The organism is Chryseobacterium sp. CT-SW4 (genome assembly GCF_048572715.1).
In the GTDB taxonomy this organism is placed as follows: domain Bacteria; phylum Bacteroidota; class Bacteroidia; order Flavobacteriales; family Weeksellaceae; genus Chryseobacterium.
This window is the reverse complement of record NZ_CP183840.1, coordinates 2,974,687-3,000,675: the sequence shown is the minus strand read 5'-3', so window position 1 is coordinate 3,000,675 and position 25,989 is coordinate 2,974,687. Positions and strand designations below refer to the sequence as shown.

23 protein-coding genes and 1 tRNA gene are annotated in these 25,989 nt (G+C 33.8%); 12 read left to right on the top strand and 12 right to left on the bottom strand.

Features of this window, described 5'->3' with window-relative positions; all coding sequences use genetic code 11:
* Positions 1–53: 53 nt before the first annotated feature.
* From ABJ974_RS13455 to rbfA, 5 genes are all read right to left on the bottom strand, one after another.
* Complete coding sequence (locus ABJ974_RS13455; protein ID WP_419868752.1) at positions 54–1,862, bottom strand: DUF349 domain-containing protein; 1,809 nt, start codon at positions 1,860–1,862, stop codon at positions 54–56.
* Positions 1,863–1,932: 70 nt separating this feature from the next.
* Positions 1,933–2,670, bottom strand: a complete 738-nt coding sequence (locus tag ABJ974_RS13450; RefSeq protein WP_419870976.1) for a shikimate dehydrogenase family protein — start codon at positions 2,668–2,670, stop codon at positions 1,933–1,935.
* 63 nt (positions 2,671–2,733) lie between these two features.
* The gene (locus ABJ974_RS13445; protein WP_419868751.1) at positions 2,734–4,533 is read right to left on the bottom strand and encodes an endonuclease; all 1,800 of its coding nucleotides are present in this window, start codon (positions 4,531–4,533) and stop codon (positions 2,734–2,736) included.
* Between the two features lie 48 nt (positions 4,534–4,581).
* The gene (locus ABJ974_RS13440; RefSeq protein WP_419868750.1) at positions 4,582–5,787 is read right to left on the bottom strand and encodes an ABC transporter permease; all 1,206 of its coding nucleotides are present in this window, start codon (positions 5,785–5,787) and stop codon (positions 4,582–4,584) included.
* 3 nt (positions 5,788–5,790) lie between these two features.
* Positions 5,791–6,150: a 30S ribosome-binding factor RbfA gene (gene rbfA, locus ABJ974_RS13435; RefSeq protein WP_419868749.1), complete on the bottom strand. Its 360-nt coding sequence runs from the start codon at positions 6,148–6,150 to the stop codon at positions 5,791–5,793.
* A gap of 92 nt (positions 6,151–6,242) precedes the next feature.
* Here rbfA and mce point away from each other — a divergent pair, with 92 nt between their 5' ends.
* Together mce and ABJ974_RS13425 are read left to right on the top strand one after the other, a co-directional pair.
* Complete coding sequence (gene mce / locus ABJ974_RS13430; RefSeq protein WP_419868748.1) at positions 6,243–6,641, top strand: methylmalonyl-CoA epimerase; 399 nt, start codon at positions 6,243–6,245, stop codon at positions 6,639–6,641.
* A gap of 62 nt (positions 6,642–6,703) precedes the next feature.
* Positions 6,704–6,777 (top strand) — tRNA-Ile (locus ABJ974_RS13425).
* A gap of 106 nt (positions 6,778–6,883) precedes the next feature.
* On the opposite strand, the gene ABJ974_RS13420 is transcribed toward ABJ974_RS13425, so the two are convergent.
* Positions 6,884–7,408, bottom strand: coding sequence for an antirestriction protein ArdA (locus tag ABJ974_RS13420; RefSeq protein ID WP_419868747.1), 525 nt, complete (start codon positions 7,406–7,408; stop codon positions 6,884–6,886).
* Positions 7,409–8,622: 1,214 nt separating this feature from the next.
* Between ABJ974_RS13420 and ABJ974_RS13415 the strand changes: the two genes are divergently transcribed.
* From ABJ974_RS13415 to ABJ974_RS13370, 10 genes are all read left to right on the top strand, one after another.
* The gene (locus ABJ974_RS13415; protein WP_419868746.1) at positions 8,623–9,078 is read left to right on the top strand and encodes a hypothetical protein; all 456 of its coding nucleotides are present in this window, start codon (positions 8,623–8,625) and stop codon (positions 9,076–9,078) included.
* Positions 9,079–9,080: 2 nt separating this feature from the next.
* Positions 9,081–9,440: a hypothetical protein gene (locus ABJ974_RS13410; protein WP_419868745.1), complete on the top strand. Its 360-nt coding sequence runs from the start codon at positions 9,081–9,083 to the stop codon at positions 9,438–9,440.
* Between the two features lie 2 nt (positions 9,441–9,442).
* Positions 9,443–9,910: a hypothetical protein gene (locus ABJ974_RS13405; protein WP_419868744.1), complete on the top strand. Its 468-nt coding sequence runs from the start codon at positions 9,443–9,445 to the stop codon at positions 9,908–9,910.
* 309 nt (positions 9,911–10,219) lie between these two features.
* Positions 10,220–11,689: a hypothetical protein gene (locus ABJ974_RS13400; RefSeq protein WP_419868743.1), complete on the top strand. Its 1,470-nt coding sequence runs from the start codon at positions 10,220–10,222 to the stop codon at positions 11,687–11,689.
* A complete protein-coding gene (locus ABJ974_RS13395; protein ID WP_419868742.1) occupies positions 11,686–12,804 on the top strand; it encodes a tetratricopeptide repeat protein in 1,119 nt (372 codons plus the stop codon). The genes ABJ974_RS13400 and ABJ974_RS13395 overlap by 4 nt, the downstream gene beginning before the upstream one ends.
* A gap of 4 nt (positions 12,805–12,808) precedes the next feature.
* Complete coding sequence (locus tag ABJ974_RS13390; protein ID WP_419868741.1) at positions 12,809–13,873, top strand: RHS repeat domain-containing protein; 1,065 nt, start codon at positions 12,809–12,811, stop codon at positions 13,871–13,873.
* 28 nt (positions 13,874–13,901) lie between these two features.
* Positions 13,902–14,666, top strand: coding sequence for a DUF2314 domain-containing protein (locus ABJ974_RS13385; protein WP_419868740.1), 765 nt, complete (start codon positions 13,902–13,904; stop codon positions 14,664–14,666).
* A 166-nt stretch (positions 14,667–14,832) separates the two neighbouring features.
* Complete coding sequence (dndC, locus tag ABJ974_RS13380) at positions 14,833–16,251, top strand: DNA phosphorothioation system sulfurtransferase DndC (protein WP_419868739.1); 1,419 nt, start codon at positions 14,833–14,835, stop codon at positions 16,249–16,251.
* Positions 16,251–18,353, top strand: a complete 2,103-nt coding sequence (gene dndD, locus ABJ974_RS13375) for a DNA sulfur modification protein DndD (protein WP_419868738.1) — start codon at positions 16,251–16,253, stop codon at positions 18,351–18,353. The genes dndC and dndD overlap by 1 nt, the downstream gene beginning before the upstream one ends.
* Entirely contained in the window at positions 18,343–19,887 is a 1,545-nt protein-coding gene (locus ABJ974_RS13370; RefSeq protein WP_419868737.1) for a DndE family protein, read from the top strand. The genes dndD and ABJ974_RS13370 overlap by 11 nt, the downstream gene beginning before the upstream one ends.
* A gap of 204 nt (positions 19,888–20,091) precedes the next feature.
* On the opposite strand, the gene ABJ974_RS13365 is transcribed toward ABJ974_RS13370, so the two are convergent.
* The 6 genes from ABJ974_RS13365 to ABJ974_RS13340 all read right to left on the bottom strand — a co-directional run bounded on the left by ABJ974_RS13365 (position 20,092) and on the right by ABJ974_RS13340 (position 25,514).
* Positions 20,092–20,433, bottom strand: coding sequence for a hypothetical protein (locus ABJ974_RS13365; protein WP_419868736.1), 342 nt, complete (start codon positions 20,431–20,433; stop codon positions 20,092–20,094).
* A 112-nt stretch (positions 20,434–20,545) separates the two neighbouring features.
* Positions 20,546–21,952 (bottom strand): DNA primase family protein, encoded by a 1,407-nt coding sequence (locus ABJ974_RS13360; protein ID WP_419868735.1) that lies wholly within the window; start codon positions 21,950–21,952, stop codon positions 20,546–20,548.
* A gap of 142 nt (positions 21,953–22,094) precedes the next feature.
* Entirely contained in the window at positions 22,095–22,868 is a 774-nt protein-coding gene (locus ABJ974_RS13355; RefSeq protein WP_419868734.1) for a DUF5131 family protein, read from the bottom strand.
* Positions 22,869–22,870: 2 nt separating this feature from the next.
* The gene (locus ABJ974_RS13350; protein ID WP_076445801.1) at positions 22,871–23,200 is read right to left on the bottom strand and encodes a hypothetical protein; all 330 of its coding nucleotides are present in this window, start codon (positions 23,198–23,200) and stop codon (positions 22,871–22,873) included.
* A gap of 156 nt (positions 23,201–23,356) precedes the next feature.
* A complete protein-coding gene (locus ABJ974_RS13345) occupies positions 23,357–24,274 on the bottom strand; it encodes a hypothetical protein (RefSeq protein ID WP_419868733.1) in 918 nt (305 codons plus the stop codon).
* Between the two features lie 16 nt (positions 24,275–24,290).
* Complete coding sequence (locus ABJ974_RS13340) at positions 24,291–25,514, bottom strand: tyrosine-type recombinase/integrase (RefSeq protein WP_419868732.1); 1,224 nt, start codon at positions 25,512–25,514, stop codon at positions 24,291–24,293.
* Positions 25,515–25,989: the final 475 nt, after the last annotated feature.

Sequence of the window (25,989 nt, the reverse complement as noted above, 5' to 3'; positions counted from 1 at the left end):
GAAAAAAGCGAAGACAAATTTCTTTGCTCCGCCTTTTTAATTTTTAAATTTTTCTATTCTCCGGCAATAATGCTGTGAAGGTTTTGTTTTAAACTCTCCAGATGTGCTTTCTTGTCATCAATAGTATTGTAAGTATCTCTCAGAAGAGGATTTTCTCTTGACGGGTTATTAAAGAAGGATAGGTTGGTCTCCAGTTTTACGATTTCAGCTTCGAGATCTGAGATCTGATTTTTAATTTTTCTGGCTTTGTCTGTCAGCTGGTTTTCTGATAAACCTTCTTCTTTAAGCTCAAGCTCGTTAATTTTGTTAAGCTTTAATTTTTCTCTTAATGTCCTGTTGAATTCGGAGTTGATGGAGATTTTATCTCTAGGGACCTTTCCGATATTATTCCAGGCTGTTTTTATCTGTTCTATCTTTTCAATGCTTCCTTCTTCATCAGACACATTTTTCAGTTCTTCAAGAAGTTCTTTTTTGTTTTTGTAATTTTCTTTCCAGTTGTCGGTAGAGACATTACTTTTTTCTCTGTAATTATTAAAGAAGGTATTGCAGGCTTCACGAAATTCATCCCAAATTTTATTGGTCATGCTTTTCGGAACATGTCCTACTTTTTTCCAGTCTTCCTGTAGTTTTTTGAAAAGAGGTACGGCTATTTCCCAATCTTCTGATAACATATTGTCTTTTGCTGTTTGTATCAGTTTCAGCTTTTCTTCGAGATTAGTCTGCTGGGAACCTTTTAAGGATTTGTAGTAACTGTTTTTTGTAGTGTTGAAACCTCTGAGGGTAACTTTGAACTCATTCCAGTTCTGGTTGGATAATTTTCTCGGAACACTTCCGGTCTTTAAAAATTCGGAACGGAGATCTTCCACTTTTTTTATAGCATTCTGCCAGTAATTGTGGTTAGGGTTTTCTCCCGGTTCAGAAAGTTTTTTGATTTCAGCAATGATTTTGTTTTTCTTTTCAAGATTGGCATTTTGCTCTGCTTCTATGGATGCTGAAAGTTCAGATTTTCTTTCGTGGATTTTATTAGAAATTTCTTTGAACTCTTCCCATGTCTTTTCACGAAATTCTTCTGCTACGGGTTCGGCTTCTTCTTTCCAGAGTTTATGAAGATACTGTAATTCATTTAATGCTTTTTGGATTACAGGTTCGTTTTCAAGTTCTTTTGCACGGGCAATGATGTGCTGTCTTTTTTCCAGGTTATGGCTGTATTCCTGTTCCAAAAATTCTTTATTTAAATCCAGCATCTGGTAAAACTGGTTTAAATGATGAAAGTAATTATTATTCAGGATCTTAAATTCGGATTTAGCCACCTGTCCTGCATTGGACCAGTCTTCTTTTATTTCCCTGATGGATTTGAAAAGGTTGGTTCCTGGCTCGGAATTGGTATAAAGATTTTTAAGTCTTTCGATAATGTTCTGGCGATGCTCCAGGTTTTTCTTCTGCTCTTCTTCCTGGCTTTTCTGGAAAGCATCATATTTTTCTTTAAAAATATTGACTAAAGCAGAAAATCTGGATTGCATGGGATGCTCATAACTGAAATTTTCAGGAGCATTTCCTCCGTCTACATATTCATGCTTTTTGTCTTCCACTTCATCATGAATGAGGTGATTTGCTTTTTCTTTTAAAAGATTAAATTGTTTGGAATTTTCACCTGCATCTGAAGAGTTGATGATTTTTTCCATCTCTTTTAAAGCATTTGCCAAAGAGATATCATTATTCAGATGATCTTCTTCCAGACCTTCCGAATCCTCGTCCTGGACTGCTTCATTCCCTGAAACCTTCTTGTCAGACGTTTCTTCTTGAGATACTTCTGTAGAAATCTTATTTTCTTCGTTTTCAGAAAGATTATTTTCTGTAGTCATAGCAAATCTTTTATGAGTGGCGTAAATATGTAAATAATGACTAAAAAGCCAATTAATGCACTAATTTATGTTATTTTTTTTGATTATTCCAAATTTCCCAGGCTTTTTCTGCTTGTTGTTCCAGCATATAGTAACCGTTTACAGTTTTGGCTCCTTTTTCTGCGGCATTCAGAATGAACTGAGTGTAATTGGGATTGTAAATCAGATCGATAACTAAATGTTCACCGGAAAGTCCATCAAAAGGGAATTGAAGACAGTCTTTCACATTAGGAAAGGTTCCCACCGGGGTACATTGTATGATGATGGTATGTTCCCGGACCATTTCAGGGGTAAGGTTCTCAAAATTGATATCGGATTTCCTGGAAACAGTCTGGTAAGAGATATTATTTTTATCCAAAACATATTGTACTGCCTTGGCAGCTCCTCCTGCACCTAGAATCAAAGCGGTCTGCTGGTGAGGTTTTTTATGAAGCATGAGTGTTTTTTCGAATCCAAATGCATCGGTATTATAGCCTGTTTTTTTTCCATTTTCAATGAGAACACAGTTTACGGCTCCTATTTTTTCTGCCTCATCACTCAGGTTATCCAGGTAGTCTATTATTTTTTCTTTGTAGGGAATGGTTACATTAAAGCCCAGGAGCTCAGGATTGGAAAATAGGGTTTCGACTTCTTCGATTTCTTTAAGATCAAAAATATCGTAAGAGAAAGAGTTCAGCATTAATCTTTGAAATTTATCCTCAAAGAACTTTTTCGAAAATGAATAAGAGATATTTCGCCCTATCAGACCTAATTTTTTTTTGGAATTCATCATGTTTCAAAAATAAAAAAAAGACCGGATAAACCGGTCCTTTAGCATTGAAAATATTTTTGTTTATTCTACAATGAATTTTGTGGAAGTTTCATTGGTTTTAAGGATATAAATTCCTTTTTGAAGTCCTTTCAGATTGATTTTATTAGAATTTTTGAAAGGCTTTATCAACGTATCAATAAGTTTTCCGGAAAGATCGTAAATCTCCGCTTTGGAAATTTTGCTTAAGTTTTCTCCTTTTACAAATAACTCATTATTTCTTACCGGATTAGGGTAAACTGAGAAGGAAGATTGGTCTTTCGATAGCTCAGCGGTTCCGAGTACTCCATTACAGGACCAGCTAAGGTCATCCATGGCGACTCTGTTGCTTGTGGACGAATTAATGATCTTAATGGTGTAATTTCCTGTGACGTTAATATTATTGATCGTGGTTGTAGTTACGGTAGCACTGTAAGGAATAGTTCCTACCACATTGCCGTTGATCTCCACATTCAGGTTTCCGGCAGTCCCGCTGTATTTTAATTGAGTGGTTAAGGTAAGACTTTGTATTCCTCCGGAAATGGCGGTGCTTAATAATTCTCCGTTTCGGATGGTAATCGCCCTGTTGTTGATGGTTTCATCTGTTCTTGCAGAGGTTGCCGTCCAGGTGATGCTGTTATTGGTCCATGTTCTGGTGGTATAATTATTGGCGTTGGCTGGCATTGTTTCAAAATTTTCACTGCCACAGCTTCCACCTGCCGGTTCATCCAGCGTAGTATCTGTTGCAATATTACTTTGCGGTGATGAGTTTCCAGAAGCGTCTTTAGCAATCACATAGAAGTCATAAGTAGTGGATGGTGTTAATCCTGATACGGTTGTCGTGGTTGTGGAAACCGTTGTTTTTAATGTTCCGTTGGCGTATACGTCATATGCTACAACACCTACGTTATCAGTTGCGGCCGTCCAGCTTAGAGAAATTGAATTATAAGTAGCTGCCGTGGTAGCCAGGTTGGTAGCTGCTGTTGGGGCTTGGGTATCGAGTGTAATATTTCCCCAGACTTCATTGGCAAAAGACGGATTATCAATGTAAGGATTTCTGTTTCCCTGATAAATATATGAAGCATTATTTCTTGCGGTTTCTTCTGCAGATACGGGATCTAATGCATTCCATGCCAATAGCTGATTAAGTTCCCAGGTCTGTAATCCGGGATATGCAGTAATTCCTAACATATTTCCGGTTCCGTTGGTGCTGGTGAAGTCGGTTAACTGGGTTTCATATCTGGTCACAAAATAGAAGATCATCCGGGCTACGTCCCCCTTGAAATTATCAATAGGTTCGAAAACGGTTCCGGTGAATCCTGTAGAAACGGAATTGCCCAGTTTAGAGCCGTTTAATGAAGTGAATGTGGCATTTCCCACTACTCCGAAAGGATAATTGCTTCTCTGTCCGTTTACCTGATAATCGGTAGCGCGGATAAAGTGAATATCGGATTTCATGGGAAGAGCTTCTCCAAATAAGCTTTGAGGAACGATGTGTTCTCTGTTATAGCAAGTTCCTTCGGGACCATTTACACTTCCGCACTGATTAACAGACAGGGTGTAGTTATAAGGATCTGTGCCTGTAGGGTTTTCCGAATAGATGTCCAGGATCGTTCCGTCATTTTCATAGAAGTTATCAACATCTGTGGTCTGATAAGCGGTCCATAAATCAGCATAGGTATGCTGAACATGTCCGTTCGTGATGATCTGATTCAGTTTTGATTTCAGAGCTGCTCCGCTCAATCCTGCTGTACTGTCATAATATCCTGCAGGAATCTGACCGGTCTGAGCAGAGGCATAAGTAAATGCAACGCCCAGCAATAAAGAGAATAAAGTTCGTTTCATGATTAAAATTTGGGCCGTAAAAGTACAAAAATATAGAGGTGGATTATATTAATTTTTGATAATATACTCCTTGCTTATTTTTGAAAAGAACCATGAAATGGCAAACCCAAAAAAGGAAGCGGTAAGGGCTACGATAAGATAATTTTTACCTACGATTTTAACAGGGAAAGGTAATGTTTCATTCGCCCTGAAAAATTCTGTGTATAACTGGAAATAACATAATGCGGTTCCGAGAATCAGACCGGTAATAATTCCTGAGATCACAATAAGAATCCCTGTATAGAAATAAGTTTTTCGTAAATGGCTGAGTGGAAAGCCTAAAGAAATTAATGATTTTGCCTGTTCTTTTTTATCAAGCTGTAAGATAATAATCGCTCCGGCAAGGTTGAAAGTAGTAATAAAGATCACCAAAGCAAAAATCAAGTAGATGAACAGCTTTTCGGTATTAATCATTTTCCAGAATGCTGCATTTTCTTCTTCTTTGGTTTTTACCTGTATGTTTTTTCCAAGAGCAGAAATCAGTTTTTCTTTTACTAAAGCGGTATGGTCAGGATTTTTAAGTTTTATGACAATATTATAAGCTGAATTTCTGGGTAAGCTGAGTAATTCTTCGGTGAGTTCAATAGGAGCGATAATGTAGTTGTCCAATTGATCGTTTCCGGGAAATACTCCGGTGACCAAAATATCTTTTTTGTTGTAAATGTCTTCTTCTTTATTGATAATTCCAAGTCCGGGTTTTGGCATGAATACCGTGGCATAATCACTTGACGATGCTACGGGAATGGACAGCCTGTTATCCAGGGAGTTCTCCATTAGTACTTCATTGGAGTACCGGAAGCTTGGATAAGTCCCGTAAAAGATGTTTTTGTCTATTGGATTCACTTTCGTATAGGCAGAATCTACTCCACGTAAGTAAGCAATATCCCCTTTCCCGTTATAGCTGATGTATATTTTTTCTTCAATCACGCGGGAAAAGCTGCTGATTTCGGTATTGTTTTTTAGAACATTTTCGACATTATCCAAATCCTTGATGGTTTTTCCGGAAGTGCTTTTAATTGTTAAATCAGCATGAAGATTAGAGATCAGGTCTTTATTGAGGTCTTCTAATCCTGAGAAAACGGAAATGATAACGAACATTGCAGCTACGGCAACCGTCATAGCCCCTATTGCCAGCCAAGTAATGAAAGTAACGGCAGTACTTCCTTTCTTAGCCAAAAGGTATCTGGATGCGATATAAAATGCAATGTTTCTCAATTTTTACAATACTGGATTATCACCTTCTCCTCTCAATTCTCTTTCTAGTTTTTCCACATCATCCAGGGAGGTGTCCAGATAGAAGTTGAGTTGAGGAATTACACGTACCTGTTTGGCCATTTTCTGACCGATGAAGTTTCTGTACTGTGCTTTATTTTCTTCTATTTCCTTCATAATGGATTTACGGAAATCCTGCGGAAATATGCTTAAATAGATTTTGGCAATACCCAGATCTGCGGTTACTTTTACATCGGAAACCGTCACCAGGAAATTCTGCTTACTATCTGCCGCCTGTTTGCGGAAAAGTTCTGCGAAATCTTCCTGTATGATCTGTGCTACTTTTCTTTGTCTGTTACTTTCCATAAGTGGTGCAAATTTAGTATTTTTGTTTGAATTCCTGATTTGAAAATTTAATAGCTCTATCAAATTTACAGTTAAATTTATATAAATTATCCATGAAATTAGAACATATTGGCATTGCCGTAAAATCTTTAGGGTTTTCTGATGATCTTTTTGAGAAACTTTTGGGGAAATCTTCCTATAAAAAAGAAAGTGTCGAAAGGGAAGGGGTAGTCACTTCTTTTTATGCAGCAGGAGAAAGTAAAATTGAATTACTGGAAGCCAGCAAAGAGGAGAGTCCTATCTCGAAATTTATAGATAAGAAAGGAGAGGGAATTCATCATTTAGCCTTTGGAGTGGAAAATATCACAGAAGAGATCGAGAGATTAAAAAAAGAAGGTTTTCAGTTTATTTCCGAGGAGCCCAAAGAAGGTGCTGATAACAAATTAGTTGTCTTTCTCCACCCTAAATCCACCAATGGAGTACTGGTAGAACTTTGTCAAGAAAAGCGATAAAAAATTTTGTAGTGAAAGAATTTTTACTATTTTTGCAAGCACAAAATTTAACCAAGTTTTGAGGTCCTATAGCTCAGTTGGTTAGAGCACCTGACTCATAATCAGGTGGTCCCTGGTTCGAGCCCAGGTGGGACCACTCTTATAATCAAGCACTTACAAGTATGTAGGTGCTTTTGTTTTGTAATGGGTCAAGGTACAGGTCAAGTTTAAAGGTAAACACAAGTAAACTTAATAATCTTTATTTAACTGCGGAAATAATGTCCGTTACTTTCAAAATAATCAAACATAATACTCCGTGCTGTTGCGCTCCAATCAATCACAACCCAATTAGGAATATTAAACGTATCATCCTCATATAAGTATTGTACAAAATCTTCATCACTTTCGTATTCACCGTAATAAAAATTGTTTACATATTCATATAGGCTTTGAAAATCCATTTTTCCTAAACAATCTAAACACGCTTCGTAAACCTCTACATCATACCCTGAATCATTGATTTGTTCAAGTACCTCGTAAATATCTTTTGATATATGGCACTCGCTCAATAATCCTAGTTTTTCCAGAATCGGACATTCATAGTCCTGAAACATAAATTCGGGGTCGGCTTCATCAGAATGAAGTTCATACATTGCTGTAAGTAATTCGTCGTAATCGGAATAGTCCGAAAGATTTAACCATTTGCCGTAAAGGCTTCCGTTGTTGTACTTAGAGTACGTTGATACATAGATACTAGCAGTATCAAGACAATTTTGTAACTTTGTCATGTCGATAAGTTTTAGGTATGTTAAAATTTATTGATTCGCCTTGTTGCATTGCAGTGCTTCAAGGCTTTTTTATGTATATATTGAGATATATTTTAGTAGTAAGTCGCTCACAAAAGCAGTATAAATATACGACAAAAAGCCCATAAATACAAGTACTTACAACACTTTTTAACCAAAATATCAACACTTGTTAAAAACTTTTTAACCAGTCCAAGCACAGGAAGACAAAAAATAGCAGTCAAAAACAAAAAATCTTTGACAGGGGGCGTGTCGAAAAAACCTCATTAACGGGGTGCGAAATTCGTATAGTAGGTACAGTCCCGATACCTGTATAAAAATTTTGAGATTTGATATAAGGGGGACATTTTACAGTGAAAATTTGAGGGGGTTGGTGTAAATAGTAACCCAAGTATTATACATTTTCCCGGTAAGTAAACTTAAAAAAATATCACTTAACTAAAAGTACCACAAACTGTTTACCTTAGTTTTCCGAAATGTTTTTGTATGAACCAACAAAAAGTGATAGATTTTTCATCATTTGTGTTTTTAGGTCTTTCGTTTCATTGGGAGACTTTTTTGTTTTGGGGTAAATCGGTAGATAATATATTGACAAAATGCTGTTTACTTCAAATCTAATTTTTCAACGCCCCGACCAGACCTTAAAGATTACTTACCACACCCAGAAAGCTTTAACAGAATGAAAGAGTATGACAATGAATCTATGCTAAATTCAAGTCTCATTGAAAAAAAAATGTTTAAATCAGGGTTCAGAAATTCATTTTTTCGGATTTGTGCTATGAAAAACTGAAAAACTGAATCTTAAAACAAATCTTTTTTTTTAAAGTTATCACCGTTCTAATCATACCCTATTAAATAGCATTTTATAATAGTAGTATAACGGTACTTTTTACTGCATGATTGTGGTACTAAATTTTAAATCAAAGTATCAGGAAAAATTTATACTTTTGTGACTGAATTTTATCGAAAAAATATAAAGCGTTAGCTTTTATTCTGTTATAGGAAATCTGACAATTTCAAATGCAATACAGGATAAACAGTTGATGCCTCCACCTATGGCGTGGAGGCTATTCTTGTTTGTATTGCAAGGTTTTGTCAGAACCTCCTATAGCAAATTGAGTTTAGTCCTTCACGCTTTTTGCATTTACCAACAACATCACTTTAGGAGGGCGGGTGAATAAAAAAAACATCCGCCTATGAAAAAGATTCTGCTAGTTCCGGCACTGCTACTATCCACAGCACTATCCGTCTTGTCGTGTGAAAAATCCAAACCCACTAGAGAGCCCGACCCGTATATTGATTCTATTCAGGCACGTATGAAAGCCAATGAAAAGATTCAGTTTGAAGAGATTGACAGAAAACTTGAAGCACACGCCAAAGCTCAAAAACAATACATATTCGTTCGGTTGCTTGTTGAGGAAGATTATGGAATGGATACAAGACGAGCCAACTTTGTCTCAGGAATCCAAGATATAACCCACGATTTGAGCGAAGATGAAAAAGCACAGATGGAAGACCTGATAATCTCAAACTATCTAAGTTCACCCGATGCGAAAATTCGTAATGGCAGGGTCAAAAAGAAAGAAATGTTTGTATTTGGCAGTTATGCAGAAGCGAGCGAAAAAAGAAACAGTTTTTTAATCAGTGAATAACTATGAAAAAGATTTTACTAGGTCTTGCAATAAGCCTGACCTTACAGCTATCCGCACAGACAAAAATTTTTAATTACAATATGGTTCAGATTACCAAGAACATGAATGTAACAGAACTCGCCACACGGAAAACAAAGATTGTAATTAACAAATCTAAAAACACAATCAGTGTAATAGATTCTGAGTTTCCCACTCCCTATGTCTTCAAGATTGATAGCTATTGCGACATCACCACACCATCTATCAACTGCATGATACGGGACAGACAAAACAAACTCAACTTTTTCTCCTATAACAAAAACAGACTGGAGATTATGAACCTCGCAGGAGACGGAACAAGATATATTAGTATAAAACCATAATTATGAAAAAACTTTCTTTCAAAGCTATTACGATAGCATTATCATTAACCGTATTATCATTAGCAACTGCAAACTGTTCTAACAGCAGTAATGATGAAGACAACACTACACCAAACAATCAACAACCTGCAACAACTCAATATTTTCATCCGCCAACATGGATTCAGGGCACATGGAAATATGCACCATTCGGTACTCCGCTAGAATCTATGTTGACCCGTAAATTTACTGATTCAGACATTATCTCAATCAGTTCGGGCGGAACACAAACTAGTTGGACTGAAAAAATCAAAGTATCACCTAATGGAGGTAATGTTGATGAAGTGACTACAAACACAGAATACAATGTTGCCATCAAGTACAATAGTACAGGGGTTACAGACTTTTTTGAGTTCAGAAAGATTTCTAATACAGAGATACAATATAGACAAGCTCCCGTACTAAATTGGACGAGTTTGGTTAAAGATTAATCTTAGATAAAGCCTTGACCTTATGGGTTGGGGCTTACTTTTTTATCTCTGTAAATACAATGAACAGAGGGGGTAACAGTGAATCTGCAAGATAGTACCAATATATACTACAAATATTATATTACTCCCACTCAAACAAACCCAAACACTCTAATCGGGAAAATTTGGAGAAAAAAAAGATACGTCAAGTTTTGTCGCACCGCAGATATAGATTTGTAAAAAGAAAGATAATAATTCAAAATATGGGGAAAATACCTATAAGATTTTAAACAATTTTAATTATAATTGCAACCATAAAACACCTATGCAATGCGAAAAATTTATTTTACCGCAATTTCATTATGTATTTCCCAATTAGGATTTACACAGATTCCTAACTTACCGACTGTTTCCGCCCCACAGGCAAGTGGTTTAGGTAATTATTCAGGTAATAATTTTGGAAGTTCAGGCAGAAGTTCAAGGAACTATGCCCCGACTATCAACACCTATCAGAACCGCTCAAATCCTACACAACAAAATGATTATGCACGACAACAGTCAAGCTCACGGAACAACACAGTCATGCAGGATATAGAGCGAGATATGGCAGAGGTTCGGGAAATACAATTCCGTGAATGGATAGAAAACGGCAGAAATATGCACTATGACCTACCATCATTATCAGGAAAAACAGGAACGCAATCGTACTATGATGCTTACAACAAGCTCACAGCAATGGATTCCGACAATTACTCATTAGCAGATGTTAATTTCACTGTTGAAAATGCTTATTACGAAAACAAAAGAGATTTAAATGGCTTCAAATCAGGAATACAGAAAACAGCCAAACAACTCTTGCAGAAAATGAAAGAACGCAAACAAGATACGGAAAGTAATGTTTCTAAAAACCTGATGCTGTTTGAATACTTTTCCAAAGACATGAAGTTAGGAGGAACAACCCACAAAGCCTTTGAATATGATTTTAAGGACTATATGGGTGAAAAAGATTACTCCAAGATGTTTGTTTCCAAATTGCTAAAAACAGGTTCAGGACAATGCCACTCAATGCCGTTGCTGTACTTAATTATTGCAGAAGCAATGGGAACAGAAGCGTATTTATCATTAGCCCCCAATCATTCTTATGTTCGGTTTATGGATGATGAAGGACAGTACAGAAACATAGAACTTACCAATGGTATGTTTTCAACAGACACCTCATTGCTTGAATCAGGTTACATCAAATCAGAAGCCTTACAGAATAAAGCATACATGGAAAATCTTTCTAAAAAGGAATTATTAGGAATGGCTTATTTTGATTTAGCGAGAGGATATGTTAAAAAATTTGGATATGACGAGTTTGTAGGAAAAGTTATTGAAAAAGCATTAGAGCTTTATCCAAATGGACTTGCTCCGAACATGGAAAAAGCAAATGTGAGCCAAGCACGATTTGCCTATGTAATGAAAAACTTAGGAATAAATCCCGAAGACAGACGAGATTTGCAGAGAATAGGATATTTCCCAAAGGCTATTGAACAATTAAATAATGTTAATCAGCAGTTTAACAAGATTGACGAACTCGGATATACAGAAATGCCCACATCTGCATACGAATCATGGTTAGCAAGTCTGAAAACAGAAAAAAACAAACAGGAAAGCGAAGCACTCGCACAAAAAATATATCTGTACCAACTTCAAAAACAGAAAGATAAACAACAGCAGGAAGCAGTAAGAAAAGCACAGGAACAGAAGAAAAAAGACGAAAAACCTAAATACTTCCCAATTGACCCTAATAAATTATGATGAAAAGAATTTTACTAAACAGAACTTTGTTCCTTTCAGCTTTATTGCTAATATGGTTGAGTTCAGGAACAGCCAAAGCACAAAATAATCAGTTTTACAATGATTCTTACCAAACCATTGATAATATGCTTAATGACAAACAGTCGTATAGCTTCAAAGAAGCCGTTTTTAGCGTGGAAAATGCGTATTATCAGGGTAAGTTAGATATTGATAAATTAAACGGAGAAATCGACTTTTTAAAGCATTTCGCAAACTCTATTTTGAAAAGCAGGGATTTGACCTACAAAGAATCTGACAAAGACAAAGTTAGCAAATATGCTACCGTATATTCCATAATGTGCCAAACCTTACCTGTCGCCTATAAAGATACCGTGATACAGTACAAACCTTTCTCTTATGACTTTACAGATGTGTTCGGTCATAATGATATTACCAACCTGTTTGTATCAAAACTACTAGTGACTAAAAAAGGTAATTGCAACTCAATGCCATATCTGTATAAAATTTTAGCAGAAGAAATTGGAGCAGATGCAAATCTAGCATTAGCACCGAATCACGTTTACATCAAGCACAACATTAAAGCAGGAGGTTGGTTTAATACGGAGCTTACAAGTGGGATATTTCCCATTGATGCGTGGCTGACAGCTTCGGGCTACATTCATTTGGATGCCATTAAAAATGGTGTGTTTATGAAAGCCTTGAACAACAAAGAAAGTTTAGCATTATGCTTATTTGATTTAGCACAGGCTTACAACAGAAACTTCCCAAAGAATAACGGAGAATTTGTACTAAAAACAATTAACAGAGCCTTAGAAGTCTACCCGAATTTTGCAAAAGCACTGATATTAAGAGCCGAAACTCACAAAGAGCAGTTTACAAAATTGATGGATAAACATAATCTGAAAACAGATAATGCCGAAAATCTAAAACTTGTACAACAGCAAGACCCCAAAGCCAAAGAACTGTTTGAATTGATGAATAAGGAGTACGGACACATTTATGAAATCGGCTACCGACAAATGCCTGAGGAAATGTATTTGGATTGGTTGGTTTCCCTGAAAACAGAAAGAGAAAAATTTGAAAACAAAAAATTATTAAACAATTTTACAAAATAGTCAAATGAAAAAAATATTATTAATTGTTTTTGCCATATTTGCAGTATTTGTACAGGCACAGACAAAGAAACATACCACCACAAAGCAAAAAACAGAAAAGAAATGGGTAAATCCTGTTAAGCTGACAAAAGAAGAGCGCAACCGTCCGTATATGGATGAAGTTTTGAAAACCCGAGATTCATTAACACCAACAGAAGCAGAAAGACGTAGAAAAAATATTGCTATCGGAAATCCTTTTGCTAAGTACGGAGTTTATCCGAAGATTGCCACATTAAGTAAAGGTAAGTATTTGGAGTTTCACGATATGGATAGTGTTGTGAGCATTGGCTCAATTAGGTTCAACAGAAAAACTAAATCTATTACAGAATTTAGAGAGATTGATTTGAGCGACCCTGATGCACAGCCATATTTAGATACAGCAGGACGTTGGATTAGCCCCGACCCATTGAGCGAAGAGTTCCCGAGTTGGTCACCATATAATTATGCGTTTAATAATCCTCTGAAATTTGTTGACCCTGATGGTAGAGCACCCGAAGAGGTAAATGGATGCTGTTGGTGGCTTAGATTAATGCCATTATTTGAAAACTCGTCAGTTCGCCCAAGTCCTGTTGTGGAAATTGCTACAAAATCAGGGGAAGGTACAACTAAAACAAACGACCATCACATTATTCCAAGACAATTCAAAAATACAGATGTTGTTAAGGAAGCAAGAAAGCAAGGATTTGAGTTTGAAGGTAAAGAAAACAAAGTTGAATTAGAACAATTTAGCAAATCAACAGGAGAAGGAAGACATGCCAATCATCCCAAATATAATAAACAAATGGGTGAATTGTTAAAAGAAATCCCTAAATCCGAAGCCTTAACAGGTTTACGTAATTTAAAAGATAAAGCAAAGGACATTATCAATTCAAATCCTGACACAAAAATTAATGATTTAAAACTTAAAACAGCACCTCCTGTTAAAACTGATAATTTACAGAATACAACACCTCCTCCTGCGGTTTTACCAAAAATAACTCCGCCATTGACCCCATCACAAAAATGTGCTCGAGACCCAAATTGCGTATAAATTAACTAAAATCATTGTATATTTAGATATGGAAAAAACTAAAATAGAAGAAACTCAAGAGTATAAATACTATCTACAAAAAGCAAAGAATACCCTTTGGTACTTTAACAACCTGATTATAAATAACTTTCAAGGTTACACATCTATAAAATTCATGGATTCCAATAACGTGTATGTTTGGATGGAAAATATTAAAATTGAAGGGGATTATTATACAGGGGAATTAGCAGAAAATGGTAATGCTCACAAAGTTCCAATTAATGATGTCATAGATTGGATGGTTATTGAGCATGGACGATTAATTGGTGGTTATACAATAAGACATTACAGGGATACTCTTGATGATGAAGCAAAAATGAACTTTGATATTGATTTTGGAGTAAAGATTGATGCAGGAAATGATTTTTTCAAACCTAATTTAACAACACCCGAAGGAGCTATTATCAGAATTGAGAATTTTTACACAGAAGAAAATTTAGAGGGTGTAATTTCCTGTAAAGATTTTGAAATGGAAGCAGAAAACATGCTAAAAGATAGCAATTTAGAAGTAAACGAATCTACTATAAATGATTTAGCAGAAGTTTTAAAACTTGCATTAATCGAAGATATTAAGTCAAATGGATTCCCCCATTTTAATAATATTGAAAGAAATTTTTCACTTATCACAGAGCAACAGAACCAAAAATTAATTGAGGAAACTATTATTTTTGTGAATGGTACAGCAAAACACAATAAATTTTGGATAGGACAATCCAAAAATGGAGATTGGAAAGTCCTAAACCTTGTTGAATAATTAAAATTTTCAAACATAAAACTAAAAATTGTTAACCTTGACCAAAACAGTCAGGGTTAATTTTTTTTACAGTACAAATTACGCTTAATATATAGACCGGCTTCTAATTTTGAAATTCTGTGTTTCAAAATTTTATACAGTAATATTTTAATAAAAATCCTTATATTTGAAAGTTAGAGGCATTTTTAGATATGCTTTCACAATTATTAATAATCATATCAATTTATATTGTGATGTTATAAAAATGAGCAAGAGAATAAATTATATAATAGAAGAAATAGCTGACCAATATTCTATCGATGATAAAAATAGACCATGGATAATCGGTTTTAGTGGTGGTAAGGATTCGACAGTATTACTCACACTTACATGGTTGGCTTTGTTGAAAATAAAAAACGAAAAAGGTAGTTCTTTTCTAAGTAGAGAGGTTCACGTAGTTTGTAACGATACTTTGGTTGAAAATCCAATTATTACAAATTATGTAAATAAGATTTTAGAAAAAATTAAAGAAGCATCGTTAAAACATTCACTTCCTGTCTTTGTGCAAAAAACAATACCAAGATTGGAAGATTCATTCTTTGTAAATCTTATTGGTAAAGGCTATCCAGCACCAAATAATGCTTTTCGTTGGTGTACAGAAAGACTGAAAATAAAACCTACAGCTAAATTTGTTACAGACATAGTTAAAAGTGAGGACAATGACCATCACGAAGCGATTATACTTGTTGGAACACGGAAAAGTGAAAGTGCTACAAGAGCAAAATCAATAAAAAAGCATGAAATTAGAGGAAAACGATTAACAAAACACCCTCTTCAAAATAATGTTTTTGTTTATTCACCTATCAAAGAACTAGAATTAGAAGAAATTTGGTATATTATCAATACTTTTCAATCACCCTGGGATGCAAATAACAAAGAGTTATTTGACATTTATATGGATGCAAGTGCAGATGATTATGAGTGTCCTACAATGGTTTCAGATAAAGAACATAAATCTTGTGGACAAAGTCGTTTCGGTTGTTGGACTTGTACTGTTGTGAAACAAGATAAGTCTATTTCGGCTCAAATAGAAAATGGACAAGAGTGGTTAATTCCTTTACGTGATTTGCGTAATTGGATTCAAGAAGAAAGAAATAAACCAGAAAATCGCTCCCATTTAAGAAGAAATGGAGTTGAAGCAACAATCCCACATGGTGGAGTTGTTGAGCTAAAACATAGAGCTGAAATTCTTGAAAAAATTTTTGAAGCACAAAAACAAATTAATGATTTGGGATATGAGGTTGAATTGATAAATAAACAAGAATTGATTGCAATTCAGGTTATATGGTATCGTGATTTGTATTTCCAATATACAGTTTCCGATATCTACAATAAAGTATTTAATAAACATCTTGATATGAAACAGCACAATGAACTTGTAAAAAAGGAAGAAGAATTATTATTGTCTGCTTGCGAAAAAGATAAAAAACAATTCACTTTGATTCAAGACTTACTAAAATTAGAAAAGTCTAAAACAATTATGATGAAACGAAGAGGATTGATTGAAGATATTGAAAAACGTTATAAACAGTATATTACGGCATAATGACAATTAAACAAATTGAACTTAATAACTTTAGAATATACAAAGGTTATAACAAAATAAATCTATCCGTTAAAGATGATGAAAATATTGTCATTGTTAGTGGTAAAAATGGCTATGGAAAGACCACTTTTCTAATGTCTCTTGTTTGGTGTATGTATGGAAGGCAAATGAGTGATGTCGATGAAATTTACAAACGAGAAATTGAAAGTAATGGAAATTACAAAAAATATATCAAGAATAGTTTGAACAGGCAAGCAGAATATGAGGGAAAGACCACATTTTCTGTTTCTGTAACATTTGCAAATGTTACTACTATACCTGATATTACTTGTGATGAGTTAAAAATTACAAGAACTTATCATACGGAAGGCTCAAAAGAAGAAGAATTGGAAATTCTAATAGATGGAATGGAAAGTGAGTTAGCTGAAGAAGTAGGTAAAGAAATATTTATTCGTGATTTCATTATGCCAAAAGAAATTGCGAAATTTTTCTTTTTTGATGCTGAAAAAATTGTATCACTTGCTGAAATTCATACAGCAGAACAAAGAAAAGATTTAAGTCAAGCATATATAGAGGTTTTGGGTATCAAACACTATCAAGATTTAAAGGAAGATTTAGAAAAATATCTGAATGATTTAAAACAAAAAACTGCAAGTACAAAAGATAAATCAAATTTAGAGCGAATTAAAAGAGAGTCTTTGGATATAGAAGAAGAAAATGTTGAGTTTCAAAGCCAAATTGACAATCTTAATGAAGATGCTTCTGCATTAAAATTTGATATTTCTAAATTACAGGAAAAATTAATAAAAAATGGTAGTGTAATTACTGTTGATGAATTAAATGAGCTCCGTGATAGAAAGGAAGATTTAGAAAAACACGTTGGTCAAATTCAAACAGAATTAAAATCTTATTTTGAGATAATTCCTTTTGCAATTGCAGGGAAATTGTTGACACAAGTATTTGAACAAATTGTTGATGAAAGAAACTTTATTAATAGAAACTTTGATAAAAATAAAGTAGATGATATTTCAACAAAAATTATCAATGATTTAATCAATTTACCACGTCCTAAAGACATTCAAATTACACACGAAGTACAAGAATATTATATTCAAAACTTTAAAGAATTAGTAAAGAAACATCTTGGAGAAGAAGAAACTCAAAATTCTGAAGATGTTGAATTATTACACAATTATTCAGAGTCTGAAAAAGCAGAATTGGAACAATTTATAAACAATATTAGATTATCTTTCAAGGAAAAATTCAGCAGAATTAATACTGATTTTATACGTTCAAAAAATGAGCTGAATGATATTAATAAAAAAATAAAATTAGCGGAAGAAAAATCAGAAGATGCTTTGGTAGTTGCCGATAGAAATAAGAAAAACGAACTAGAACAACAACATGAAGGCATTCAACAAAGGATAGGTGTTTTAAAGCAAAAAATCGAAGAAAACGGAAATATACTTGTTCAACATAAAAAAGAAATCAATAGAATTACCGAAAGGCTTGATTTAGGAAAGGAAAATGTAGAAATCGGAAAAGAAGTTGAAAATACAATCAAGACTTTGAAACGATTTATTATTGATTTCAAAAATGAAAAGTCCAAATCACTTTCAGAACGAATTAAAAACGGTTTAGATACGCTGCTTCATAAAAAATCATTTATCAATGATGTCAATGTGGAGATTATCGGAGAAGATATTGATATACATTTAATTGACTCAAGGGGAAATGTTATCAATAAAGATTCTCTTTCTAAAGGAGAGCAACAGATGTATGCTACAGCATTATTAAAAGGGCTAGTGGATGAATCAAACATCGGTTTTCCTGTGTTTATAGATTCTCCAATGCAAAAATTCGATGTTGACCATTCTAATAGTATTGTTAAACATTTCTACCCTAAAGTTTCTGACCAAGTAATTATTTTCCCATTACTAAAAAAAGAAATGAGCGAAGAAGAATTTAACATTTTATTACCAAATATCAGCAAAACATATTTGATTAAAAATGTTAATAATGAGCACTCCTCATTTGAAGAAGTAGAGAATAAAGAAGATTTGTTTAGAATATTTGAAAAAGACTATCAAGATGCAATTTAATATAAAAACATCATCAGACCTTGTAAAAAAACTGACTAATAAAATGGGATTGGGTGAGGAAAATCATATTGCCCGAATTTCATTAGCCTATTCTTTAGCTAAAGGTGCTACATATAATTCAGACAGTCTACATAGTTCAGCAGATAAGCAAAAAGAATACAAAGACAATACTTTATTTGGAAGTTATAAGGATTATTATATTTCGCTTATTTGTCAAAAATATCAAATCCATAAAGATGACACAGATGTAAGAAAATATCTGAAATGGCATATTGACAATGGTTTAGAAATGATAAATCTGTATTTTGAAGAAAATAAAAATGTATCGGGTATAGAATTTTTATTAGACCATATAGAAATCGGAATTGATGCCATTAATGAAAATGAAACCAATTTTGATTTTGTCAAAAACAAAAATAATTCTTTAAAAGAAAAAGAAAGCTATTTGGCACCAATTAAAGTTTTAATCGGTGAATACAAAGGGAAAGATATTTACTTTACCCCAAACAATACGTCAATGTATGGGAACTGCCATATTGCCATTGCAGGACAATCAGGAGCAGGTAAATCTTATTTTGCGAGAAAATTTTTAGAAAGAATTATAACAGAGTCAAAAGGTCAAGTCAATTATCTTTATTTAGATTTTAAAGGAATGACTGAAAGTGATAAATCAAATAAAGATTTTAAAGATTTTTTCAACAATACAAATGCTAAATTGATTGACACACCTACTGACTCCTTTCCAGTTAATCCATTATCATTCATTAATAATGTAAATGAAAGGGACAAAATTGTTGGAATAGGTCGCTTTGTTGATATAATTGTTAAATATGCTAATTTAGGAAATGTTCAAAAACAGCATTTAAAAGATGCTACAAGAAAAGCGTTTGAAGATAAAAAAGACGGTAGTTATCCAACATTATCAGATGTTTTAGAGAATGTTTATGAGATTGCAGGAGATAAACCTACTTCATTAACTCAAATATTGATTGGCTTAACTGAAATTGAATTATTTGATAATAAAAAATTAGGAGATTTTATTAATGAAAATTACTATTTAAGTCTTTCAGGAGATTTAAGCAAAGAGGTGCGTTTTACAGCTACATTTTTAGTAATTTATTATCTGTATAATACATTTATGAATATGGATAAAGTGCCTATTGAGGACAATTACAGTGGTCTTCGATATGTGTTACTTATTGATGAAGCTCATAATGTATTTAAAGAAAAGAAATCACAAGAAATTTTAGAAAAATTGTTGCGTGAAGTCCGTTCACAAGGAGTAGCTGTAATGTTAGTTTCACAAGGCATTGAAGAATTTAACCAACCAACATTTGATTTTTCCGAAATGTGTCAATCAGCATTTTTAATGCAAATAAAAGACGGCAATAATTGGAAGTCTATAAGCAAGTTTCTAGGAGCAGGAGAAAAGCAAAAGAATAAAATAAATCGCTCAATGGAAGCTATTAATCCGAGACAAGCAATTTCAAATATTAAAGAGTTTGAATTTGGAGAGATTTTTAATACAAAATAAGTTTGTTTATATATTTTTGAATTATTAGTCAATACTCAAATATGACATTGTAACAGAAAGGTAGGAAATCGAGGAAACAAAAAAAGTGTTTCAACATTTACCTTGATAGTTTGACAACTCTTAAATTTTAATTAGTGTCAAATAAAAATGATTGGCTTTACCTGTCTGGTAGGACCAATCATTTTGTTTTTTAGGGGTAGTAGGTCAATTAAAATAAATATATCCAACCCTATCTTTCCATTTTGACATATCCTGATGAACAATGCGAATATCCGAAAGATATTTTTTACAGGGATTCCATACAGGGTCATCCTCGTTATCTAAAAAATGTAGTAAGTGTATTTCTATCTGTAAAAGCTGAATTTTGTACACCGGATTAATATCTATTTCCAGCCAACCCTCAAATTTATTATACAGCACACCCATTATCACCCCGTCTTTTTTGTCATATAAGACAATGGTATAGTCTGATTCTATGGCAAACCCAATCTCTTTTTCAAAATCCTGTACCGTTTTTATGTTGATGATGTATTTTTCTCTTATCATATATAATATTGTTAGAAAAAAAATGTTTAAATCAGGGTTCAGAAATTCAGTTTTTCATACGCCCGAAAAACTGAAAAACTGAAAAACTGAATCTTAAAAACAAATCTTTTTTTTAGAAAGGCAAAAAGTCATCAATGTTATCTGATTGAGCGGAAGCCATACCAAAACAGATAGAACCATTACTAGCTCTGGATTTCTCAAATTTTTTGTTTTCCAGTTTTTTTGAAAATTTATTCTTTCCAAGTGGCTTATAACCGTCATCCTGACAAAACTGTTTGTAGTCTTTATACAGGTCGGATAAATGTACTTTGTTTGTATCCGATGCCGTATAGTTAAATTCATCTATGAATAAATTGACTTTGTCCGACTGCCATTTAAACTCACCTATTGCATTATTGACTTTTTCGCTATTGGTAAATCTTCTGTTTTTAACAATTCTGTCCAATCCCTGTAAAAGCCAATTGAAAACTCCTGCTAATTCATTAGCAATTATTTTTTTAGACAAATCAATATCTTTTTCCTCTTCACTGATTTGAACTTCAAAAGGAATAATAATCCATCTTCTGAAAAAGGCATCTGTAAGCTCAATTTCACTCGGAAGCTCATTGGCATTAATGATAAATCTAACGGTATTATGCAAAGTGAAACTTCTGCCATACGGTTCTCTTGCCTGTAAAGGTTCACCACTAACTAACGCTTTAAAGGTATCAGGGTTTACATCAGTTCCTTTTTCACTGCTGTAATTAAGCAGTACATCAGTCAATTTAGCTCTGTTGTATTCACTTGAAAATGCTCCGAGCGTATATTGCAACACATTCTCTCTGCCAAGCAAAGCACATATTATATCAAAAAATACACTTTTCCCGTTTTGTCCTGAGCCTGTAAGCATCAACATTTTTTCAAGATTCAGTTTGGTGAAAATATATCCGGCAAATTCCTGTAATATCATCTGACTTTCTTTATCAGGCAAAACTTTATCCAGATAGCTGTTGAACATAGGACAAGTAGCTCTTTCATCATAGCAAAACGGAAGCTGATAGGTCATAAAATCTGCTGAATCGAAGTCACGAAGCGTCCACGTATCATTTTCAAATTCAAAAGTCCCATTCTGTAAGTTGATTATCATTTTATTTTCGTCAGGTACAGGCTGTGATAAATGACAGTCGGTCAGAAACTGCTTTAACAGTTTATCTTTGAACTCATAATGAGCGGCATCATAATCAGGGCAACCCATTTTAGCGGCACATTTACCCAAAAAGTCTTTTAAATCGTCCTTATCCAGCTGTTTCCAGTACTGACCGTTATAGATATAAGTATAATCAAAACTTTTGCATAAGCTCCATTTATTAGCCTTTGCAACCTCGCTCAGGTTCTTTATAATACCTACTAAAAGGTGTTTTTGTTTAATGTTTTCGTTTTCTGGTAAGTTTAAAAATGCTCTGAAATCTACGACATTGATTTCGTTTAATAATTTTTCTAAAATCTCATGTTGAGATTGCACTGTTTTTTCTTTACTCATTTTTTACTGTTTGTTTCTTAAAAAAAAGGCATAGCAATAGCTCTCCATAGTCCCTTTACTATGGCTAGTACCTCGAATCGTTAAAATTTTGGAGATTTAAAAAGATTGCTACTTAGAAGTTGTAGCTAAGTCGTTTCATTGATTATGATTCAGAAACGGAATATGAAAATAAATCAAAAGGTCTTCTTTTTTTAGGAAACTCTCTTATCTGCAAATGAGAATCCCATTCATCAATATTTCCACCATGTTTGTCTTTGAGTTCTAACAGTTTAGATTGATAAGTTCCTAGCTGTTTTACAAAACATTTTACATTATTTTTAACGGAAGCATTAATCAATTTTTCCATCCACACCATTTCCATAGGTCGATATCTATGTTTTCCAAAATCATTACCGCTTTCACCGCCGATAATGCACCAGTCCAAAAGATTCATGTTATTATCCCACTCAATCTCACCTATCAGGGGTTCAAAACTTGCAAAAGTCACGCAGGATAAATCGTTCAGGTAAGCAATTCTATCTACTTGTTGCTGACTTTCAACTGAAACTCCAATCCAAACGTTATGCAACATTTCAAAATAGCTGGGAAGATTATCTTTTATTCTTTCAGGTCGTTTTGTAAGTATCAGGTATGTATGATATGGAGTTTTTCGGATAATTTCCCACGCTTCATTTCTCCACTGGTCTGCTTCTTCAATAAACCAATCACTCCATGAACAAGTAAAGATAATTTTAGGTTCTTTCCATTTCAGAGGTTCTTTGAATTTGGTTTTTGATTTCAGAACTATTGTTGCATTTTGACTGTATCTTTCTTTATCTCTGTACATATAACAGAATTTGCAACCAGGTGATACTTTTCGACAACCATGCCACGGATTCCATGTGTTATCCGTCCATTGAATTTTTGATTCTTTCATAATTAAGCTGTTTTTCTGTTTAAATATTTATTTACATCTTTTTGAAAATCATCGAAATTATTTCTTTTGTGTTTTGTCATCCACTCTAGCAACTCCAATCTTTTAAAGTAAAGTTTCCCATTACCGGAAGAAGAGTAAATGGGTAAATCTGTTCCGACACTGCTGAGTTTATGAAGATAACTCACTTTATACCCCGTGAGTACCGCAGCTTCGTTTACATCCAGTACTTCCTTATTAAGAATAGTTGACATTCGGACTGTTTCTTTTAGTTCCTTTAATTCGCTCAAAATGCTTATTAGCATTTCTTTAAATTCTTGTAAAATTTTTACCATGTTTTTCTTTTTTTATTATCCAGCTTCGTTGCTGAATGTGTTTACAAAAGTATGGCAGGAAATGCGGAACGGTCGAGGAATACAGTATTCCGCAAAAAAACAAAAACTCCCTGTACATAAGGAGTTTTAAGAGTTTTACGTTAAATTTATGCGGAATTACTGCGGAACGGCTTTGAGATTTTCGACAATTTGATTGATTATACGTTCTTTTGCTGACTTTCTATTGCCTGTTTTCACTTCACTAATTATCTTACTGATGCCGCCTGGGGTTTTGGTTTTTGGATTCTGGGAATCACCTTTAGTCTGAAGCTCGAATCTTTCTGCCCAAAACTTATTAAAAAACGTAGCATCCTGATAATCTTCTTTAAAGAACTCTCGTAATGAATCAATCAAATACCCGATGTCGGATTGGCTTCTTCCATGTAGCACTATACGAGTTTCAGGAACAGTATCTACAAAAAAATGCTGTAAAAATATTTCTTGCATACAGGATTCATCAAGAAACTTTTCTGCTTTGAGATTTTCATACAGTTGCACAATAAACTTAACGTTCATCAGTCCGAAAACAGTTGGCTCGACTAGGGGTTGTAACCGCTCATGTCGAGATACCGCTGTTCTAGTTGTGGCTGTACCTTGAGTTTGTGGTGGTGTTTCAGGAATGTTATTGCTTTTTGTCCTGCTGATAAGGTCTTCTATAAAAGATAATTCTTCCAAAATAACATGAAAATATTCGTAGCTGTTATTATGCTGTTGTTTTTGCAAGGTTTCTTTGTAAACACTTATTCTGGTTTTGCAGTGGTTCACCTGCGCAGTTCGGTAGGTAAAAGATTGGTCATAATATTTCAGAATCTCTTCTGTAAAATGGGTTCGGAGATATTTTTGAAAATGTGTTAAAAGTTCTTGTTTATCATTCGTTCTTACAGCAGGAATATTTTTATTAATAAATCTGGTTAAATCATCATCAGATGTAACTTTTAGTAATATATCTAGTTTTTGGTATCGGGTATCAGTATTTTGTGCAGGGTCAAGTCCAAGTTTTTCTCCGAGCATTGTCATAAGGTTTTTTTGTTCCATGTTGTCCGTACTTTGATTACGCTAATTTACTGAAAGCATCATCAATAATATCATCCTCAAAATCTTTCAAATATGAGTTTGTGACAGCAACAGAAGAATGTCCCATTACTTGGCTAATCACATCCGCAGAAACATTATTGAATTTTAAATGTGTGGCAAAGGAATGACGGCTTACATAGCTGGTTATATCTTCGTCAATTCCTGTTTGTTCTGCTATAAATTTCAATCCAGAGTTAAATGTTCTTAAACATCTTCTGTATCTCCCGTGTAACTGCTTATCGGCAAGTCCGTTTTTTAAGATAATAGGAAAGATATATTTTGTTGGTTCTGGTCTTACATAGCTTCTGTAATACTCCAAAATCTCTAATGCTTCTGCCCGTAAAGGAACATTAAAATCCCGACCTGTTTTGCTTCGGGTGTAATGCAGGCGGTTATCTTTTATGTTATTCCATTCTAAAAATACCATGTCCTTAAAATTCATTCCTCCAACATAGTAAGAAAACAAAAACATTTTGTAAGTGTCTGTATATTTGGGGAACTTTCCACAATCAAAACTTTTGAACATTACAAACTGCTCTGTACTCAATGCGATTTTGCGAGATTGCATTTTTAATCTTTTCTGAATACTATAACTTCTGAATGGGTAATCTTCTTTTTTTGCATATCCTGACTGTATTGCAAGATTAAATAATGTCCTTAAATCAGTCATTCTAATTCTTATAGTTGCGTTATTGCACGTTTTTGCTAAGAAATTTTCGTACTTCACTAAATATTCAAAATCAATATCTTTAAATCTAAGGTCTTTGTTTTTATCAAATCTGAATAATGCTTGCATAGATTCTTTAATTGCTTTAGCATATCCGAATCTGGTTAATTCATCTAATGAATCAACTCTCTGCTGAAAAAAATCTTTCACAGAAGTAGATTTTATCTTATTACCTGCTGATTGTCTTAGGAATTTTGTAACAATATCATTTAAATTGTAATCAAGCTCTTCGGATTCCAGTTCTATTATTGCTTCATTAAGACGGGTATCTAGTTTTTTCAGAGTTTCGTTAATTTCACGGGCTTTGCCGTGAGACGATTTCACTTTTTTATTTTTGGCATCCCATTGGTTCTCCTGTATGGAAAATGGTGTAGTCAAAATTTTAGATTTGTTGCCTAGATATACTTTAAAAACAATCGGAAGACTTCCGTCCGCTTTAGGTTTATTTCGGAGCATTAGTTGTGTTGTTGCCATAGGTCAAGTTATAGGTCAAGGTTAAAGGTCAAAAATAGTAAAAATAAGTCAAAATTCAAAATGAATTATTGCTATAAGTAATTGAAAAACAGTGTTGTTGTAAATAAAAGTAAGCTAAAGTAAATACCGTGACCCCTTACTCATAATCAGGTGGTCCCTGGTTCGAGCCCAGGTGGGACCACTTTTTGGAAAATCGAACTTTTCCATAAAAATCAAAAAGCCTCTATTTTAGGGGCTTTTTTCATGTTTATATGAGAAATGTATTCGTCATGCTTACTCATTTTTCGCCATAAAAAAGTTCCCTATTTTTCTCCCCGAATTATTTTTGCATAGAAAAGGGAAGAAAATGTAAAATCCAATCGTAGAATTTGCTTATCTTTAAATTAAAGCAAAATATTTTATGTAAAATATTGGCTATCAGTTTTTTATCTTTGAACTTTGTAATTTTTTATCTATCTTAGCTAATTATTTAATG